General features: G+C 58.6%; 22 protein-coding genes. 21 read left to right on the forward strand and 1 reads right to left on the reverse strand.

What is annotated here, in order from left to right; translation table 11 throughout:
• Positions 1-200 precede the first annotated feature (200 nt).
• The 15 genes from J3352_RS13675 (at position 201) to J3352_RS13745 (ending at position 13,057) form a co-directional block, all read left to right on the forward strand.
• Entirely contained in the window at positions 201-671 is a 471-nt protein-coding gene (locus J3352_RS13675; protein WP_005935115.1) for an LURP-one-related/scramblase family protein, read from the forward strand.
• A gap of 118 nt (positions 672-789) precedes the next feature.
• Positions 790-1,308 (forward strand): GNAT family N-acetyltransferase, encoded by a 519-nt coding sequence (locus tag J3352_RS13680; RefSeq protein ID WP_179859156.1) that lies wholly within the window; start codon positions 790-792, stop codon positions 1,306-1,308.
• A 66-nt stretch (positions 1,309-1,374) separates the two neighbouring features.
• A complete protein-coding gene (locus J3352_RS13685) occupies positions 1,375-2,238 on the forward strand; it encodes a TraX family protein (RefSeq protein ID WP_242699984.1) in 864 nt (287 codons plus the stop codon).
• A gap of 4 nt (positions 2,239-2,242) precedes the next feature.
• Entirely contained in the window at positions 2,243-2,923 is a 681-nt protein-coding gene (locus J3352_RS13690; protein WP_156067497.1) for a response regulator transcription factor, read from the forward strand.
• On the forward strand, positions 2,905-3,846 hold the full coding sequence (locus J3352_RS13695) for a histidine kinase dimerization/phospho-acceptor domain-containing protein (protein WP_156067495.1): 942 nt from the start codon (positions 2,905-2,907) through the stop codon (positions 3,844-3,846). The genes J3352_RS13690 and J3352_RS13695 overlap by 19 nt, the downstream gene beginning before the upstream one ends.
• Before the next feature lie 184 nt (positions 3,847-4,030).
• A complete protein-coding gene (locus tag J3352_RS13700; RefSeq protein WP_156067493.1) occupies positions 4,031-4,942 on the forward strand; it encodes a hypothetical protein in 912 nt (303 codons plus the stop codon).
• A 104-nt stretch (positions 4,943-5,046) separates the two neighbouring features.
• The gene (locus tag J3352_RS13705) at positions 5,047-5,841 is read left to right on the forward strand and encodes an NAD(P)-binding domain-containing protein (protein ID WP_097773290.1); all 795 of its coding nucleotides are present in this window, start codon (positions 5,047-5,049) and stop codon (positions 5,839-5,841) included.
• Complete coding sequence (locus J3352_RS13710) at positions 5,838-6,428, forward strand: dipicolinate synthase subunit B (protein ID WP_098924298.1); 591 nt, start codon at positions 5,838-5,840, stop codon at positions 6,426-6,428. The genes J3352_RS13705 and J3352_RS13710 overlap by 4 nt, the downstream gene beginning before the upstream one ends.
• A 70-nt stretch (positions 6,429-6,498) precedes the next feature.
• Positions 6,499-7,818, forward strand: a complete 1,320-nt coding sequence (locus J3352_RS13715) for a D-alanyl-D-alanine carboxypeptidase family protein (RefSeq protein WP_156067491.1) — start codon at positions 6,499-6,501, stop codon at positions 7,816-7,818.
• A gap of 144 nt (positions 7,819-7,962) precedes the next feature.
• Positions 7,963-8,529 carry a dTDP-4-dehydrorhamnose 3,5-epimerase gene (gene rfbC, locus J3352_RS13720; protein WP_005935131.1) on the forward strand — a complete coding sequence of 189 codons (567 nt, stop codon included), beginning with the start codon at positions 7,963-7,965 and terminating at the stop codon, positions 8,527-8,529.
• Between the two features lie 6 nt (positions 8,530-8,535).
• Entirely contained in the window at positions 8,536-9,345 is an 810-nt protein-coding gene (locus tag J3352_RS13725) for an ABC transporter permease (protein WP_223384331.1), read from the forward strand.
• Positions 9,346-9,358: 13 nt separating this feature from the next.
• Entirely contained in the window at positions 9,359-10,102 is a 744-nt protein-coding gene (locus J3352_RS13730) for an ABC transporter ATP-binding protein (protein WP_005935135.1), read from the forward strand.
• Positions 10,103-10,105: 3 nt separating this feature from the next.
• Positions 10,106-11,995: a glycosyltransferase gene (locus J3352_RS13735; protein WP_156067489.1), complete on the forward strand. Its 1,890-nt coding sequence runs from the start codon at positions 10,106-10,108 to the stop codon at positions 11,993-11,995.
• Positions 11,992-12,528, forward strand: a complete 537-nt coding sequence (locus J3352_RS13740; RefSeq protein WP_097773294.1) for a DUF5662 family protein — start codon at positions 11,992-11,994, stop codon at positions 12,526-12,528. The genes J3352_RS13735 and J3352_RS13740 overlap by 4 nt, the downstream gene beginning before the upstream one ends.
• A 22-nt stretch (positions 12,529-12,550) precedes the next feature.
• The gene (locus J3352_RS13745; protein ID WP_156067487.1) at positions 12,551-13,057 is read left to right on the forward strand and encodes a hypothetical protein; all 507 of its coding nucleotides are present in this window, start codon (positions 12,551-12,553) and stop codon (positions 13,055-13,057) included.
• A 92-nt stretch (positions 13,058-13,149) separates the two neighbouring features.
• Here the strand turns inward: J3352_RS13745 and J3352_RS14420 are convergent, their stop codons facing one another.
• Positions 13,150-13,275 (reverse strand): hypothetical protein, encoded by a 126-nt coding sequence (locus J3352_RS14420; RefSeq protein WP_005935143.1) that lies wholly within the window; start codon positions 13,273-13,275, stop codon positions 13,150-13,152.
• Between the two features lie 345 nt (positions 13,276-13,620).
• On the opposite strand from J3352_RS14420, the gene rsxC reads away from it, so the two are divergent.
• From rsxC to J3352_RS13775, 6 genes are read left to right on the forward strand one after another with little or no spacing between them, the layout of a single operon-like run.
• On the forward strand, positions 13,621-14,943 hold the full coding sequence (gene rsxC / locus J3352_RS13750; protein WP_227622398.1) for an electron transport complex subunit RsxC: 1,323 nt from the start codon (positions 13,621-13,623) through the stop codon (positions 14,941-14,943).
• Positions 14,943-15,902 carry an RnfABCDGE type electron transport complex subunit D gene (locus J3352_RS13755; protein WP_097786498.1) on the forward strand — a complete coding sequence of 320 codons (960 nt, stop codon included), beginning with the start codon at positions 14,943-14,945 and terminating at the stop codon, positions 15,900-15,902. The genes rsxC and J3352_RS13755 overlap by 1 nt, the downstream gene beginning before the upstream one ends.
• Complete coding sequence (locus tag J3352_RS13760; RefSeq protein ID WP_005935149.1) at positions 15,899-16,447, forward strand: FMN-binding protein; 549 nt, start codon at positions 15,899-15,901, stop codon at positions 16,445-16,447. Before J3352_RS13755 ends, J3352_RS13760 begins: the two co-directional genes overlap by 4 nt.
• A gap of 16 nt (positions 16,448-16,463) precedes the next feature.
• The gene (gene rsxE / locus J3352_RS13765) at positions 16,464-17,129 is read left to right on the forward strand and encodes an electron transport complex subunit RsxE (protein WP_005935151.1); all 666 of its coding nucleotides are present in this window, start codon (positions 16,464-16,466) and stop codon (positions 17,127-17,129) included.
• A gap of 1 nt (position 17,130) precedes the next feature.
• Entirely contained in the window at positions 17,131-17,763 is a 633-nt protein-coding gene (locus J3352_RS13770) for an electron transport complex protein RnfA (RefSeq protein ID WP_097771578.1), read from the forward strand.
• Between the two features lie 15 nt (positions 17,764-17,778).
• Complete coding sequence (locus J3352_RS13775; protein ID WP_156067485.1) at positions 17,779-18,696, forward strand: RnfABCDGE type electron transport complex subunit B; 918 nt, start codon at positions 17,779-17,781, stop codon at positions 18,694-18,696.
• The last annotated feature ends 199 nt before the right edge of the window (positions 18,697-18,895 follow it).

The raw sequence follows: 18,895 nt of genomic DNA on the forward strand, positions 1-18,895 counted from the left end.
TGCCCAAGATAGTTCGCTGGAAACGGCGCGTGAAAATAGGTAGTCGCCGACTTAAATGAAGCCCCTGAGGAAGAAATTCCTTGGGGGTTTGTTGTTTGAAAAAAATTTTGTAGCATCTGCCTTAAAACCCGTCCCTGAATCGTATATGGGATAAGCAGGTATTCCGTCTGCGGTGAAATCGCAAAAAGAGGAGGGGCAGGATGAAGCTTTTATTCAAACAACGGATGTTTTCGTGGTTCGACAGCTACGATATCTATGATGAAAACGAGAACACGGTCTATGTGGTAAAGGGGCAGCTCTCGTGGGGGCACTGCCTGAAAATCTTCGACACGGAAGAGAACGAGCTTGGTACTGTCAAGCAGGAGGTGCTGACCTGGCTGCCCAAGTTTGAACTCTATGAAGGGGAAAACTATATCGGCTGCCTCGAAAAGGAACTGGGCTGGTTCAAGCCCAAGTACAACATCGATTTCAACGGCTGGCATGTGGAGGGAGATTTCCCTGGGTGGGATTACACCATTACAAAGCCGGTGGGAGAGACAGTCGCAACGGTTTCCAAAGAGCTGCTGCAATGGACGGACACCTATGTGCTGGATATCGTTGACCCGGCAGACGCGCTCCATGTGCTGATGTTCGTGCTGGCCATCGATGCTGAAAAGTGCTCTGCAAAATGAAATAGAATTGCCCGGCTGTGTGGGAGTGCCCGCATGGCAGGGCTTTTTACGTTGCATGGGTTGGAAAACAGTGGTATCATTAAAAAGTACGATAAAACCTGAAAATAACGAGATGCAAATGGAAGTATTTGAAATCGAGACAGAGCGTCTGCAACTGCGGCAGTTCCGGGTGAAGGACGCGCAGGACGTATTTGCGATTTTCTCGGATGAGCAGACCACGCTGGATTGCGGCGGTTATCATGCCTTTGATGCAATGGATGAGGAATATGACCGTCTGATGCAGAAATTTGCGGGACAGACCCGTTACAGCGTTGTCCGCAAGGCAGATGGGCGTGTGATCGGCGTGATCTCGCTGATGGATGCCGAGCGTGCCGTGCCCGGCTGGGAGCTGGGCATTGAGATGGCTCCGGATGTCCGGCGGCAGGGCTGTGCCCGGGAAGCGCTGGCGGCAGTAATCCAGGCGTTCTTCGAGAAAACGGATACGGTGCTTTTCACGGGTGGGCATTATGCCTATAACACCATCTCCGGGGAGCTGCTGAAAAAGCTGGGCTTCACCTATGAGGGCATCGAACACAAGGCCATGCGCCATGCAGAGCGCGGCCCCACGGATCTGGTGCGCTATTATCTGGAAAAATAAGTTCTCCCTCAGAATTCCTACAGATTTCCCTGTTACAATGATAGCATCATAGAAAGGGGAATTTGTATGCTGACAAAATTGAAAAACGGGCTGGACGGTACCCAGCTCAAGACCATTGCACTGGCGCTGATGGTGCTGGATCACATTCATTATTTCTTCGAGTTCACCGGCTGTATCCCAACGGTGTTCAGTATGCTGGGGCGGCTCAGCGCACCGCTGTTTCTGTTCTGCACGGTGGAGGGCTTTGCCCACACCCATGACCGCAGGCGGTATTTTATCCGCATCTGGGGTATCGGAACGGCCATGGCGGCGCTGGAATTTTTTATGATCTACGCCAAAGCCTTCCGGCGCGGGGATGGCTTCTACCCGCTGAACGCTATTTTTCAGGATCTGATGCTGCTGTGCATCGTCTGGCAGGGCATCGATTGGCTGCGGGAAAAGAAATTTGCAAAAGGCATAGCTGCCATTGCCGCCGTTTTGTGCTGGCCGTTTGTGATGGTGGCGTTTCTGAGCGCCTTCCCCCAGATCCAGCAGATGCCGTGGGCTTCCACGGTGGTGGCGTTTGTCATCACCAGCCCGCTGCCCCTGTGGACCAGCATCACAGACGGCAGCTGGAGCTTTCTGCTGGGCGGTGCGCTGCTGTATGCATTGCGTGGACGGCGCAAAGTGCAGCTGACGGTATGGGCACTAGTGATTTTCCTGTGTGATTTTGTGCTGACCTTCGGGATGGCTTGCCGGCAGGAGGGCTTTGTCTGGACCCAGATGTTCACCAACAACTACGAGTGGTTCGGCGTGGCGGCGGCCCTGCTGATGCGGCTGTACAACGGTCAGCGCGGCAGCGGGCATAAACAGCTGTTCTACTGGTTCTACCCCGCCCATGTGTATCTGCTGTATGGGGCATCCTGCCTTGTTTATAACGCTTTGAGGTGATCTTGTGGCAAATATTCTGGCAGTGGATGACAATATAGAACTCTGCAAGCTGATCCGCACTGCCTTGGAGCGGGACGGCCACCGGGTGGAAACGCGGCTCTCCGGCGCGGAGCTTACTGAACAACTCTGCCGCTGGGCGGACTGCATCCTGCTGGATGTGATGATGCCCGGGGAGGATGGCTTTGCCGTCTGCCGCCGCATCCGGGGTCTGACCGATGCCCCCATTCTGTTTCTGACGGCCCGGACAGACGAAGCGTCTGTTCTGGAGGGGCTGGGCATCGGGGCAGACGATTACCTTGCAAAGCCTTTCCGGGTGGCAGAGCTGCGGGCGCGGGTGGCGGCGCATCTGCGGCGGCAGAACCGCACCCCGGTGCATCGGTTGGTGCGCGGCGGGGTCAGTTTTGACCTGTCCGCGCGGGAGGCGACGGTGGGAGAAACTCCTCTGCCGCTGACCCGCTCCGAGTATGCCATCTGCGAGTATCTGGCGCTGCACGCCGGGCAAACCTTTACCAAGGAGCAAATTTACGAAGCGGTTTTTGGTATTGACGGCACTGCGGACGACACCGCCGTGACACAGCACATCAAAAATATCCGGGCAAAGCTGCGGGCGGCGGGGGTAGCAGAGCCGGAAACACTGCTGAAAACCATCTGGGGAGTGGGATATCAATGGAAAAACGAGGGCTGATCTCCCTGCGAGGCGTACTGCTGCGATATCTGGTACAGACCGTCTGTTGCTGTGTGCTGGCGCTGCTGTTGTGGTTTGCGGCGCTGATGTGCGTCATCAACAGCGGGCTGGCGCTCCCGGCCAATCAGGCCGCGCAGGCCTGCCAGAAGGCTGCACAGGACGTTTTGCCGGGCATGACTGCCGCTACCTTTGATGAGACCCAGCTGGACTCCTTGTGCCGTTACGCCCTGTTTGCCGCGCCGGACAGCAGCGAGGTGCTGGCCACCAACATGGATGCCGGGCACTTGCAGCGGGCAATGGAGAACCGGCAGGGGAAAACCCGCTGGCATTTTGGATACACACAGTATTATATGACATCAAAATTGCAGGACGGAACGGTCTGTCTGCTGCAATTTGACTATGCCGTGCCCTACGCCGCCCCTGCGCTGCGGGGAAAGCTGCCAGATGTGCAGACGGTGCACGGCATTCTGGGCATTCTGCTGCTGGTGGGAGCGGTGGTGTGGAGCACCCACCGCTCCAGAAAGTTTCTGGCCCGGGAGACGGCCCGCCTGACCGAGGTCTCCCGGCAGGTGGCTGAGAAAAAGGGCGTGGAAGAGATCGATTTTTCCGGGGCGCAGGTGCGGGAATACGCCGAGACACTGGCTGCCCTGCAGACCATGGGGCAGGAGCTGACGGCCAGCCTGCAGGCCCAATGGAAAATGGAGCAGCAGCAGCGGGAGCAGATCATCCAGCTTTCCCATGAGCTCAAAACGCCGCTGGCCGTCATTGAGGGCAACGCCGACCTGCTGGCCGAGGACGAGGCCCTGACCCCGGAGCAGCGGGAACAGGTGGAGGCCATCCTGCGGGGCACCGAGCAGACCCGGACCTATCTGCTCAAGATCCGTGCTCAGGTGCAGACACCGCTGAAATATAAGCGGCCCTGAACAGAACTGAATGATATAAAGGAAGCCGCCCGGCTGTGTGGGAACGCCCGCATGGCCGGGCATTTTGCATTGCATGAGCAGGAAAACCGTGGTATCATAAAAAACGATAGGGTCTGAAAATAGAGGGGAAAATGAACACTTACGGCCATTCGTTCGTCTATCCAAAAAAGAGAGGGGAAAAACAATGAATTTTGAAGAGACAGAAGTCCTTTACAATGTTTACCGTGGAATCCTGCGGAACAATCGGAGCTTTCAACCGGGAAAGAGCACGGCGGTGGAATATCGCATGGAATGCCCGGAGTATGCCGACCTCCTGAAAAAGTATCCCTTTGAGAAAATTGCAGGAAAAGGCACGGACCTGCAGCGGGCAATTCGGGTGCTGAAATACATCTCGCCTAAGCTGACGCACAGCCCGTGGTACGACGGCCATGTGGACTGCAACGCCCTGGCGCTTTTGGATTACAGTCTGGATAAACCGGAACAGGGCATCAACTGCCTGAATAAGGCCAAAATTCTGGAGGAGGTCTGCCTGGCACTGGGAATCTACGCACGGCGGGTGCGCTTCCTGCCCTATTCTCCCTTCGATTTTGATTGTCACGTTGTCACGGAGATCTACGACCGGTCGCAGGAAAAGTGGTGTATGCTGGACCCGACGACCAACGGGTATCTGGTAGATGAGAAGGGTACGATCCTGAGCCTGCTGGAAGCCAGAGAGCGGATGGCAGACACCCGATTTGTGACGTATTGCAAGGCGACGAGCCGGGAAAAGGATCTGCAGAAGCTCTACCGGAAAAATATCGCAAGGAGTGCTTACTATGCGAAGAATCTGTTCCGCATTCAGGTGGATGCGGTCTCGCAGTTTGGAGAGAGTGGAAACTGGCTGAATTTTCCGCCGGAGCACTTTTCTATCCGGGAATGGAGCGTTGCAAGTGCAGAATACCGGTTGGAGATGGTGCCTGCCTACGCAAAGGGATATGCGGATTTTGATGAAGCCGTCCAGCTGCCGCGGATGCGTGAGGCCGTGGAGCGGACGCGAAACATGGAGGAGCCGGAGGCAATTTCTGCCGCCGCTCTGACCGAAAAGCCGATATCATAAAAAAACAGATCGCCGCTGCTTTCCTGACGGAGAGCGGCGGCTTTTTCACACCCGGCGCTCCATGGGCATAGGATGACGCAGACCATGGGGAGGAGGGGACGGGAATGGATGGACAAAGACGATTTGCGGTGATCGGAACGGATGCGCGGCTGGCGGCGGCAGGCCGGGCGCTGGCCCGTGCCGGGTTTGCGGTGGGCGGGCCGGAGCAGACGGCACTGGCCGATTACATCTTACTGCCGCTGCCGCTGGACGAGAGCCGCACCCCGCTGGCGGAGCTGCTGCGAGCCGCAAAACCGGGGGCGCTGGCGCTGGGTGGAAAGCTCTCGGCGCAGGCAAGGCAGATCGCGGCGGAGGCGGGCGTGGAGCTGGTGGACTACTTTGCCCGGGAGGAGCTGATCCTCTGCAACGCCATCCCGACAGCAGAGGGCTGCATCGGCATCCTGATGGCGGAGCGGACGCGGACGCTTTGGAACAGCGCCATCCTGCTGGCCGGTTTTGGGCCGGTGGGGCAGGCGCTTGGGGTACGGCTGGCGGCACTGGGCGCACAGGTGACGGTGGCCGCGCGGCGGCCGGCCCAGCGGGCACTGGCGGAGAGTTTCAGTCTGCGGGCCGTGGATCTGGCCCGGCTGGAACAGGCCGCTCCGGCCTTTGACACGGTGGTGAATACCATCCCGGCCCCTGTTCTGACGGAAGCCGTGCTGGCAGCCCTGCGGCCCGGGAGCCTGATCGTGGATCTGGCATCCAAGCCGGGCGGCACTGACTTTGCCGCAGCCCGGCGGCTGGGGCACCGGGCCATCCATGCCCTGAGCCTGCCCACGGCCTGCGCTCCCGAAACGGCGGGCGAGGCTCTGGCCCGGACGGTCTGTGAGATCCTGGCGGAAAGGGAGGAAACACCATGAAAAGGCAATTGCGCGGGACAGTGGCGTTTGCGGTCTGCGGGAGCTTCTGCACGCTGGGCGCGGCGGTGGCTCAGGCTGAACAGCTGGTGCGGCAGGGCTGGGAGCTGCTGCCGGTGATGAGCTATGCGGCCTCCGGCCTGAACACCCGCTTTGGCCGGGCGGATGAGTGGAAGGCGCGGCTGGAGACCCTGACCGGCCACAGGGTGCTGGATACCCTGCAGGATGTGGAGCCGCTGGGGCCGCGGCAGCTGGCCCGGGCACTGGTGGTGGCCCCCTGCACCGGCACCACACTGGCCCGGCTGGCGGCGGGCCTTTCCGACACGCCGGTCACGCTGGCGGCAAAAAGCCTGCTGCGGGTCGGGTGCCCGGTGCTGCTGGCTGTCTCCACCAACGATGGGCTGGGGGCTTCCGGGGAGAACATTGCCCGGCTGATGCAGCGCAAGCACTATTACTTTGTGCCCTACGGACAGGACGATGCAGCGCAGAAACCCCAGAGCCTGAAGGCGGATCTCACCCTGCTGCCCGCTGCACTGGAGGCTGCCCTGCACGGTCAGCAGCTGCAGCCGGTGCTCCGGGAGTGGAACTGAGGGTTTCTCTTTTCAGAGGGATAAAAATGTGGTATACTATATTATAATATCTTGAGATAGAGGAACTGGAATGAAAAAACACATCGCCATGCTGTGTGCGGTGCTTTTGACCGCACTGGCGGCGTTTGCGCCGGGCGCGGCAGCTGCCGGGCCTGCACTGACGGCTACGGAAGCGTACTGCATCATCGATGCCGACACCGGTCTGGTGCTGGCCCAGCAGAACATGAACGAGGAACTGCACCCGGCATCCATCACCAAGGTGATGACGCTGGGCCTTGCCTGTGAAAAGGCCCAGGGCAAGTGGGACAATGTCAAGCTGACGGTCAGCCACGAGGATGTCTACTCGCTGGCGGGCACCGATTCCAGCCACATCGCCCTGCAGGAAGGGGAGGAAGTGCCCCTGACCGATGCCCTGTATGCCACCATGATGGCCAGCGCCAACGATGGGGCCAACCTGCTGGCCGAATACTTCGGCGGCGGCTCCATTGAGGGCGGTGTGGCCGCCATGAACGCGCAGGCAAAGGAGCTGGGGCTGGAACACACCCACTTTGCCAACCCCCACGGCATCAGCGATGAGGACCACTACACCAGCTGCTATGACATGGCGCAGATCCTGCGCTGGGCGCTGACCCAGCCCGGGTTCGAGACCCTGTTTACCCGGAACGAGATGTACACCATGGGCCCGACCAATGTCCAGCCCGTGACCCGGTACTTTCACCAGCAGGATAAAATGCGGGTGGGCTCCAGCCGGTACTATATCCCGGCCATCCTGGGTTCTAAGATCGGCTACACCAACATTGCCCGGTACAGCTATGTCTGCCTGGCGGAGCAGAATGGCGTGCGGCTGATCTGCGTGACCATGCAGAGCCAGATCAAGACCGACAAATACAACGATGTCCGCACCCTGCTGGACGATGCCTTTGCCCGCTACACCGGCTACACCGAGATCCCTGCCCAGGGTGTGACCGGGGAGCTGGAAGTGGCGGGCGGCGGCAGCACGCTGGGCACGGTGACGGTTTCTGACCCGGGCGTGAAGCTGCTGCTGGCCGACGGCCTGACCGCTGCGGATGTGTCGGTCGCACTGGAACTGCCCGAACGATACCTCTTGGGGGTTGACCCGGCGGTGTATGCGGTGTATACCATTCATGGGCGGGACGTGCAGGAAACGGCCAGCGTCCGGGTGCCTGCCGCTGTGACCGGGCTGGAGGAGCTGCTGGCCAAGAGCGCCAACGCCACCCTGCCCGCCTCCCGGGATGTGGGGCCGAAGAGGATCGCAGGCGGCCTGCTGGCCATCTCGGTCGGTGCCACTGTGCTGGCCGCCCTTGCGGCGTTCGGCGTGGTGCGGCTGAGAATAAAATGGAAGAAAGGTAAATCAAGAAGTAAGCACTGACCCGTTTCGCCAGAGGCTCCCCTACCAGGGGAGGCCTTGGCAGGAAGGGACAGTTTGATCTATCGCGCAAAAGCCCGCAAGGACTTTTCCATATACTACAAACAGACAAAATTTTCTGAAAGAAAACAGAGAGGAAAAAGAAATATGGGCAAGTTTACGTTTACTGAGACCGAGATCCCTGGTGTTGTGGTCATTGAGCCGCAGGTGTTCGGTGATGACCGCGGTTATTTTATGGAGACCTACCAGAAGGATCAGTTTGCTGCCGCCGGCATCGACAAGGAGTTCGTGCAGGACAACCAGAGCCGCTCCACCCGCGGCGTGCTGCGCGGCCTGCATTTCCAGAAGAACCACACCCAGGGCAAGCTGGTGCGTGTGACCAAGGGCGAGGTCTATGATGTTGCCGTGGACTGCCGCCCCCACAGCGCCACCTTTGGCAAGTGGGTGGGCGTGACCCTGAGCGAGGAGAACAAGAAGATGTTCTATATCCCCGAGGGCTTTGCCCACGGCTTCCTGGTGCTGAGCGATGTGGCCGAGTTCTGCTACAAGTGCACCGATGTCTATGACCCCACCAGCGAGGGCGGCATCCCCTACGATGACCCCACCGTGAACGTGCAGTGGCCCGACTGCGGCTGTGAGCACAAGACCAGCGCAAAGGACAAGCTGCATGAGCCCTTTGCAGCCCAGAAGTTTGAATTCTTTGAAAAGTGGTGATAGCCCGTGGCGAAACTGAAAGGAATGTTCAACGGCTTCTGGCGCTACCGCTATCTGTTGTGGAATCTGGTCAGCCGTGATTTCAAGCTGAAATACCGCCGCAGCGTGCTGGGTGTGCTGTGGAGCGTGCTGAACCCCCTGCTGATGTGCCTGGTCTACTGGGCTGTGTTCAGCAGCCTGATGGATATGCGGGGCAGCGGCATCGACAACTTCCCGGTGTTCCTGATGTGCGGTCAGCTGCTCTTCAACTTCTTCAACGAAGCCACCTCCTCCAGCATGAGCAGCGTGCTCAGCGCCGCCCCCCTGCTGAAAAAGGTGTATATTCCCAAGTATATCTTCCCGCTGGAAAAGTGCTGCTTTGCCATGGTGAACTGCGTGTTCAGCTTTGTGGCCCTGCTGCTGGTGATGATCTTTACCGGCGCGCCCTTCCACCTGACCCTTCTGGAAGCGCTCTACCCGCTCATCACCCTCTTCTTCTTCAGCCTGGGGGTGGGTCTGTTCCTGGCGGCGGCAACGGTGTTCTTCCGGGACATCATGCACATCTGGAGCGTGTTCATCACGGCGCTGCTCTACTTCTCCGCCATCTTCTATGACCCCACCCAGATGACCTTTTCCATCGGCGGGTTCAACATGCAGCAGATCATCAAGCTGAACCCCATGTACTGGTATATCACCGGCTTCCGCCGCACCCTGATGTGGGGCATCCCGCTGGACCTCAACATGTTTGCGGTCTGCGGCATCTGCGCGGTGGTCTCCATGTGGGTGGGCGTGCACATGTTCCGCAAAACGCAGGATCGTTTTGTGCTGCATATTTAAGGAGGGGAGAAGAATGGAACCGATCATCAAAGTGGACAACGTGTCCATGTGCTTCAACCTCTCCACCGAAAAGCACGAGAGCCTGAAGGAATATCTGCTGGCCATGGTGCAGGGCCGCCTGCAGTACGACGAATTTTACGCCCTGAAGGACGTGAGCCTGGACATCATGCCCGGCGATTTTTACGGTCTGGTGGGCCTGAACGGCTCGGGCAAATCCACCCTGCTCAAGACCATTGCGGGCGTGTACAAGCCCACCAAGGGCAAGGTCACCGTCAACGGCACCATCGCCCCGCTCATCGAGCTGGGTGCGGGCTTTGATATGGACCTGACCGCCCGGGAGAACATCTACCTCAACGGCACGGTGCTGGGGTTCTCGCCCAAGTATCTGGACGAGAAGTTCGACGAGATCGTGGAGTTCAGCGAGCTGCAGAACTTCCTGGATGTGCCGCTGAAAAACTACTCCTCCGGCATGGTGGCCCGCATCGGCTTTGCCATTGCCACCATCACCAAGCCTGATATCCTGATCGCGGACGAGGTGCTCTCGGTGGGCGACTTCCTGTTCCAGCAGAAATGCGAAAAGCGGATGAAGGAGCTGATGGCAGGCGGCACCACCGTCATTCTGGTGTCCCACTCCATCGAGCAGATCGAGCGGATGTGCAGCAAGGTGGCATGGCTGAGCCACGGCCACCTGAAAATGAACGGCGATACCGAGACAGTCTGCGCGGCCTACAAGGCCACCCAGCGCGGCGAGGCCTGAGCCATGAATGTGCGATTGAAACGTGCCAGAGAGCTGGCAGGCTATGCGGTCCAGCTGACAAAGGACGAGGGTCTGGGCACCATGCTGGCCCGGGGCGCGGGCTTTGTCAGGCGGCGGTGCTTTGGCAAAAAGGCCCGCTACCTGCCCGCAAAAAAGGTGCTGGAAGCCCAGAGAGCCGAAATGGCAGAAAAAAATTTTGAAAACTGCCAACTTTCGACGATTTCCGTATTGACACCGTTGTATAATACTCCTGAGGTGTTTCTGCGGCAGTTTCTGGATTCCTTCGTGAATCAGACAGCCCCCAATGGTGAGCTCTGCCTGGCGGATGCCTCCGATGCCGCCCACAGCAGTGTGGGAGATATCGTAAGGGAATATCAGGAGAAATATCAACACATCGTATACAAAAAGATCGAAAACAAGGGCATTGCGGCCAACACCAACGCCGCCGCTGAACTGGCATCGGGGGAATATCTGGCGCTGGCCGACCACGATGACATCCTTGCGCCCCACGCCATGTACACCATGGGTCAGGCGATCCGGCAGCTGCGCGAGGCAGGGGAGCCGGACGGCTTCCTGTACAGCGACGAGGCCCTCTTTACCAAAAAGATCGAAAAGCCGCTGGTGGCCCACTTCAAGCCCGATTACGCCCCGGATTATCTGCTCTGCTGCAACTACATCTGCCATCTGGCCGTGTTCCGGCGGGAGCTGTTCGAGCAGGTGGGCGGGGAACGCCCTGAATGTGATGGCAGTCAGGATCACGACCTTTTCCTCCGGCTCATTGAGCAGGTGGGCGGCGCGGCCCATGTGCCGCAGGTGCTCTACTACTGGCGGGTGCACGAAGGCTCGACCTCCGGCGGCACCGATGCCAAGCCCTACGTTGCCAAAGCGGCAAAGAAGGCGTTGGCCGACCATCTGGAACGCACCGGCCGCACCGGTACCATAGAGGATGGCCTGTACCCCAGCACCTATCGGGTCAGGTGGGACATTGTGGGGGAGCCGAAGGTGAGCATCCTCATCCCCAACAAGGATCACACCGAGGATCTGGAAAAGTGCCTGCAGAGCATCTGGAAAAAGACCACCTGGGACCGGTTCGAGGTCATCGTCATTGAGAACAACTCCACAGACCCGGCCACCTTTGCCTATTACGAGAAGGCCCGGCAGCGGTACGATGGCCTGAAGGTGGTCACCTACCCGGGCAAGGGCTTCAACTTCTCGGCCATCAACAACTTTGGCCGGAAAGCGGCAGAGGGCGACTACCTGCTGCTGCTCAATAACGATGTGGAAGTGGTAAACGGCGACTGGCTCACGGAACTGCTCCGGCAGTGCGCTCACCCCGGCGGCGCGGCGATCTGCGGTGCCATGCTCTGGTACCCGGATGAGACCATCCAGCACGCCGGGATCGTGACGGGTCTGGGCGGCTACGCGGGCCACAGCCACAAGTATAAGAAGAAGGGCGGCAGCGGCTATCTGTTCCGCACCTCTACCGTGCAGGACTTCTCCGGCGTGACCGGTGCCTGCCTGCTGGTAAAGACCGCCGTCTATGACGAGATGCACGGGCTGGACGAGCAGTTCGCCGTGGCCTTCAACGATGTGGACTTCTGCCTGCGGGTGCGGGATGCGGGCTACCGCATTGCCTGGACCCCCTACGCCGAGCTCATCCACTATGAGAGCAAGAGCCGGGGCGGGGATGAAAAAGACCCCGTCAAGGCGGCCCGCTTTGCGGCGGAACAGCAGCGGCTCTACACCATCCACGGCAAGGAAAACATTCTGGATGACCCCTACTACAACCCCAACCTGACCCGCGACCGGGAGGATTTTTCGGAGAGCGACGATCTGCGCAGGTTGAAAGAGGGCAGGGTAACGGTAAGATTCCGGGGAGGTACCCTCCAATGAACATCAAGGGACACTTTGAGACCATCACCCGGCATAAACTGCTGGTGATGAAGTATTGCTTTGAATGCGGCCTTTATCAGCAGGGCCTGACCCATGACCTGAGCAAGTACAGCCCCACCGAGTTCATCCCGGGCTGCATCTACTATCAGGGCGACCACAGCCCCAACGAGGCAGAGCGCGCCGCCCGGGGCTATTCCTCGGCATGGCTCCATCATAAGGGCCGCAACAAGCACCATCTGGAATACTGGATCGACTACACAACCAACAAATCTGGTCTGGGCGGCATGAAAATGCCCCTGCGCTATGTCTGCGAGATGGTCTGCGACCGCGTGGCGGCCAGCCAGATCTATCTGGGCGACAAGTACACCGACGCATCCCCGTGGCAGTATTATGAAAAGAGCAAGGATCACTATCTGCTCCATCCCGAAACAAGGGCACTGCTGGAAAAGCTGCTGCTGATGGTCCGGGATCTGGGGCAGGAGCGCACCTTTGCCTACATAAGATTCCTGCTCGGGTGTGAAGATAACGATTAAATAAAATCAAGGAGGCATTGCAATGAAACGTTTCAAAAAAGTTCTGGCACTCGTTCTGGCCGGTGTTCTGGCACTGGCAATGCTGACCGCCTGCGACGGTGGCACCACCGACCCGGATAGCATAATGCCGGAGGACGGTACTCCCGAAGTGGTGATGACCGTGAATAACATGGCTGCCAATAAGGGTCTGGGCCAGGTTAAGTACAGTGCAAAGTACAGCGCAGTGACGAAGGCTCTGCTGGAGAACTGGCTGGAGTATACCAATAACAAGATCAATAACACGACCTACTGGGAAAATTACCGTAAGATCACTGCTGAACTGGGCAGTGTGAAGATTGTGGTTGGCATGACCAAAGATTACCGTCCCATCACCAGTGATTATAACCCCGCTTCCAAGACCAGCTTCAAGTATGATTCGCTGTTCAAGGACGAGAGCGCATTCAATCTGGCTGAAAAGATCGGCGTTGCATACGTTACCACTTCTAACGGCACTGTCTATCAGGCGGTCTGCCTGTTCGACGTGAACTGAGCATCACACAACGCCAAAACAGCATAACGCATAAAAAGCCCCCGGAAGCGGCGCGAACCGCTTTCCGGGGGCTTTTGTGTCAGAGAAACCGCTTACTGCTCGTTCTCGTAGATCTTAATATAGTGGGGGGCGTTTCTGTCCTGCACAAAGAGAAGCGTGCAGGTGAGTGCGGCGGCTAAGAACGTGAAGATGGCAAGCAGAGCTTTGAGAACTTTCATGGTATCCGATCCTCCTTGGCGGGCATGGCCCGGTCGTTCAAATGCGGAGCAGGGGACGTTCCGCAGGGTCATTAGCAACAGTATACCATAATCCCGGCAGAAAGGCAAACGGCAGTAAAGTTGCGTGAAGTTGGTGGTTGTTAATAAAAAAACAATTGGTTAGATACGACTAATCGTTAAAAATGGCAAAGAAAATTGAGGAAATTGCATCATTTTGGTGCTGTTGTCGTTGAACTTCCGGCTGTAAAATGATACAATAACTGTGTTAAGCAGCTGCTGTCCCTGCCGCAGTGCGCCCGCATGAGGGCAGGGGTGGCAATTCAAGCAGAATGGGGGATTTATTCCATGTTGAACAAGCTGAAACGTGCGGCGCTTGGCGCGCATACGCCGCATGACAAGGCAACCGCTGCAAGCAAACCAGTTCCGATGCCTCTGCCCGCGCAGGTACGCATCCTGATGAGCCAGCACATCGGCGCTCCGGCGAAAGCCCTGGTCAAAAAGGGCGACGAAGTGTTTGTTGGCACCAAGATCGGTGAAGCAGGCGGTTTCGTCTCTGCAAATATCCACTCCAGTGTTTCTGGTACCGTGGCCGCTGTGGAACCCTTCCGTCTCTCCAATGGCCGGATGTGCGACTCTGTTGTCATCAAGACCGATGGCAAGCAGACCGTGGACCCTGCCGTGAAGGCACCCGAGGTCACCGACAAGGCCAGCTTCCTGGCAGCCGTGCGTGAGTGCGGCCTGGTGGGTCTGGGCGGCGCAGGCTTCCCGACCGATGTCAAGCTGCAGCCCAAGCAGACCGTGGACACCCTGCTCATCAACGCTTCCGAGTGTGAAGTCTGGCTGACCAGCGACACGCAGGAGATGCTGAACTGCAGCGATGATATCGTCCGCGGCATCGAGGCCGTGCTGAAGTATACCGGCATCCCGAAGTGCATCATTGGCATTGAGAACAACAAGCCCGAGTGCATCGAGCTGTTGAACCAGAAGACCAAAGACAAGCCCGCCATCGAGGTCAAGGCACTGCCCAGTGTTTACGGCACCGGCGCAGAGCTGATCCTGATCGAGAAGTGCCTGGGCCGCGAGGTTCCGCACGGCGGTCTGCCCGCAGATGCAGGTGCCATTGTGATGAACGTGACCTCTGTTTCCACCCTGGGCAAGTACCTGGCTACCGGCATGCCGGTGGTCAGCCGCTGCATCACCGTGGACGGCGATGCCTGCGCAAAGCCCCAGAACCTGATCGTTCCCGTGGGCACTGCCTACGAGGATGTTCTGAACGCTGCCGGCATCAAGGGCGGCGTGGAGCTGGGCAAGGTAGTTGCCGGCGGTGCCATGATGGGCCCCGCTGTGGAGAACCTGAGTTACCCCACCACCAAGACCACCTCCGGCCTGATCATGCTCAGCGCCGCTGCTGCAGAGCCCCCGCAGGTCAACCCCTGCATCCGCTGCGGCCGCTGCGTGGAGTACTGCCCCATGGGTCTGGAGCCCGTGGAGGTCAACCAGGCTTACGCTGCCCGCGACGTTCAGGAGCTGGGCAAGCTGCATGTTGATTACTGCTTCAACTGCGGCTCCTGCACCTTTGTCTGCCCGGCAAAGCGCCCCTGCACCCAGATGATGGGTCTGGCAAAGGCGTTCTACCTTGGTGAAATCAAAAAAGGAGGCAATAAGTAATGGATACGAAGCTTATTGTTTCGGCCTCCCCGCATCTGCGCAGTGAGGAAACGACCCAGAGCCTGATGGCCAACGTGATCGTTGCCCTGTGCCCCTGTGTGGTGGCCTCTGCAATCATCTTTGGCGCGCGTGCCCTGCTGGTTACCGCAGTGTCCGTTGTGGCATGTGTGGCCTTTGAGTGGCTGTACTGCAAGCTGCTGAAGAAAGCAAACCCCATCAGCGACCTGTCCGCTGTGGTCACCGGCATCATTCTGGCCATGAACGTGCCCGTGGGCATGCCCATCGGCCAGCTCATCATCGGCGACCTGGTTGCCATCATCGTGGTCAAGCAGCTGTTCGGCGGCATTGGCATGAACTTTGCAAACCCTGCACTGGTCGGCCGTATCGTGCTGTTCGTTAGCTTTGCCGGTTCCATGAACAATTGGGTGTTCCCCGATGCAGCGGTTGACCAGCTGTCCAGCGCTACCCCGCTGGCTGTGGCTGACACCAGCAAGCTGAGCCTGCTGGATCTGTTCATGGGCGTGCACGGCGGTGTTCTGGGCGAGACCTGCGCTCTGGCCATCCTGCTGGGCCTGATTTATATGGTGGCCACCAAGACCATCAGCATCGCCATCCCCGCTTCTTACATCGGCAGCATGTTTATCTTCTACCTGATCTCCACCGGCAGCCTGCACGGCGCACTGGTCGGTATCCTGTCCGGCGGCCTGATGTTCGGTGCTGTGTTCATGGCAACGGACTATGTTACCAGCCCCTTTACCCTGAAGGGCAAGCTGATCTACGGCCTGTGCCTGGGCATCGTTACCTTCGCCATCCGTCAGTGGGGCAGCTATGCCGAGGGCGTTTCCTTCGCGCTGCTGTTTATGAACCTGTGGGTCCCCTTTATCAACGATTGGACCCGTCAGACTCCTTACGGCTATGTTAAGCCTGCAAAGAAAGCAAAGGAGGGTGCTGGCAAATGAATAAGAATTCTTCCTGGGAGACCAGTGTAAAGCCTGTTGTTGTGCTGAGCGTGATCGCACTGATCGTCAGCCTGCTGCTGGCCATGGTCAACTCCTTTACGGCTCCCATCATTGAGGATAACCAGAAGGCCGCAACGCTGGCTGCCTATGTGGACGTGATGCCCACCGTTTCCAGCGCCTCCGATCTGGAGGAAGTGACCGACTACACCACCGAGAACATCACCGGTGCTGTAAAGGCCACCGACGGCTCCCTGGCCATCAAGGCTGAGGAAAAGGGCTTTGACGGCGGCATCCTGTCCGTCATCATCGGCTTCGACACCAACGGCACTGTCACCGGCATCTGGGTGGACGCTTCTACCCAGACCAAGGGCATCGGCAGCAACGTTGCCACCGACAGCTTCCTTGCTCAGTTCGATGGCATGGATGGCACCCAGAACATCACCCTGGGCCAGGGCTACGACGCATACAGCGGCGCAACCATTTCCTCTAAGGCTCTGTTTGCCGCCATCAACGATTGCATCAACTGCTACAACGAGTTGGCATAAAGGAGGTTGGTAAGAAATGGCAAGCGAAAACAAGTCCAAGGTAAGCATCCTTACCAACGGCATCATCAAAGAAAACCCCGTTCTGCGTCTGGTTCTGGGCACCTGCTCCTGCCTGGCTGTTACCACGGCAGTTTCCAGCGCGCTGGGCATGGGCGCAGCCTTCACCTTCGTGCTGGTGTGCTCCAACATCCTGATCTCGCTGCTGCGCAACGTGATCCCCGCTAAAGTCCACCTGCCCTGCTACATCGTCATCATTGCAGGCTTCGTGACCATCGTTCAGATGGTGATGCACGCCTATATGGACAGCCTGTACACTGCACTGGGCGTGTTCCTGCCCCTGATCGTTGTCAACTGCATCATTCTGGGCCGTGCCGAGATGTTTGCCTGCAAGAACAATGTGGTGGATTCCGCACTGGACGGCATCGGCATGGGCATCGGCTACACCCTCACCGTGGTGCTGATGGCCTCTATCCGTGAGATCCTGGGCAGCGGCACCTGGCTGGGCTTCCAGGTCCTGCCCGAGAGCATGGCCAAGATGAGCATTATGACCCAGGCTCCCGGCGCATTCTTCTGCTACGGCGTGCTGATGGCCGGCTGCGTCTGGCTGGAAGGCAAGCTGGATGCCCGCATCGAGCGCAAGAGCTGCTGCGACCTCGACAACCTGAAGAAGGAGGCAGAATAAGATGTTAGTCAAACTTGCTGCGATCTTCTTCAGCATGATCCTGGTGAACAACTACGTGCTGGTGAAGTTCTACGGTATCTGCCCGTTCCTGGGCGTTTCCAAGAAGCTGGATTCCTCCATTGGTATGTCCGGCGCTGTTATCTTTGTTATGCTGGTGGCAACGGCTGTCACCTTCCCCATCCAGATCTTCGTTCTGAACCCGGCTGACCTGGGCTACCTGCAGACCATCGTGTTCATCCTGGTCATTGCAGTGCTGGTGCAGTTCATCGAGATCTTCCTGAAGAAGTATGTTGTTGCACTGTACAATTCTCTGGGCGTTTACCTGCCCCTGATCACCACCAACTGCTGCGTGCTGGCCGTGACCATTCTGGTCGTGGACGACTACGGCGCAGACGTTGCTACCCTTGGCTTTGCCGCTGCCTACATTGAGGCTCTGGTCTGTGCTGTGGGTGCAGGTGTCGGCTTTATGCTGGCCATGGTCATGTTCAGCGGCGTGCGCAAGCGCGTGGAAGCCTGCGATCCCCCGGCACCCTTCAAGGGCCTGCCCATCACCCTGATCGCAGCAGCCATCACCAGCCTGTCCTTTATGGGCTTCGGCGGTCTCGTCGAAAACCTGTTCAACGTGACGCTGTAAGGGAGGAACAGGATTATGAATATTGTATCTGCTGTGATCCTCTGTACCATCGTGGGCGCGATCGGTGCCGTTGTTCTGGTGCTGGCCGCAAAGTTCATGGCGGTTGAGGAAGACCCCCGTATTGAAGAAGTTTCTGCCTGCCTGGCCGGTGCAAACTGCGGCGGCTGCGGCTACGCCGGCTGTGCCGACTACGCAAAGGCCGTTGTTATGGACGGTGTTCCCTGCGACAAGTGCGCCCCCGGCGGCCCCAAGGCTGCTGCCGCCATTGCCAAGATCATGGGCGGCGAGGCAAGCGCTGTGGAGAAGAAGGCTGTGGTCCAGTGCCAGGGCAACTCCGAGCACTGCAAGCCCAGCTACGAGTACAAGGGCATCCAGACCTGTGCCGCTGCTGCGACCCTGTACGGCGGCCCCAAGACCTGTACCTTTGCCTGCATCGGCCTGGGCGACTGCACCAAGGTGTGTAAGTTCGATGCCATCCACATTGTGGACGGCGTGGCCAAGGTGGACAAGGACAAGTGCACCGGCTGTGGTGCCTGCGCCAACATCTGCCCCAAGCACGTTATTATGATCGACGCAGGCGGCCCCCGCAAGCCCGTGGTCATGTGCTCCAATCAGGATAAGGGCCCCGTTGCCATGAAGGCCTGCACCACTTCCTGCATTGCCTGCGGCATGTGCGAGCGCACCTGTAAGTTTGATGCCATCCACGTTGTGGACGGCGTGGCCCGTGTGGATTACGACAAGTGCAAGGGCTGCGGCATGTGCGCCCAGAAGTGCCCCAAGCACATCATCCTCTTCCCGCTGAAGGACGATCCGAATCCCCCCAAGCCCGTGGTGAAGCAGGCTCCGAAGCCCGCTGCCGCTCCTGCCGCTCCGGCAGAGCCCGCCGCAAAGGCTGAGGAAGCAAAGGCTCCCGAAGCCCCCAAGGCTGAGTAAGCGGAACCCATTGTAATATGGTAAAGCGCCCCCATTGCTCCTTTGAGTGATGGGGGCGCTTTTTGGTGGGGCAACCCCCCAGTCGCCTTGCGGCGACAGCCCCCGCTAGTAGGGGGGCCCTTGGCATTTCGTGAAGCCTTATGGTTTTGCCAAGGCCGCCCCTATTAGGGGCGGTGGCATCCCGAAGGGATGACGGTGG

It is taken from the genome of Faecalibacterium sp. Marseille-Q4164 (assembly GCF_017377545.1).
Lineage (GTDB): Bacteria > Bacillota > Clostridia > Oscillospirales > Ruminococcaceae > Faecalibacterium > Faecalibacterium duncaniae.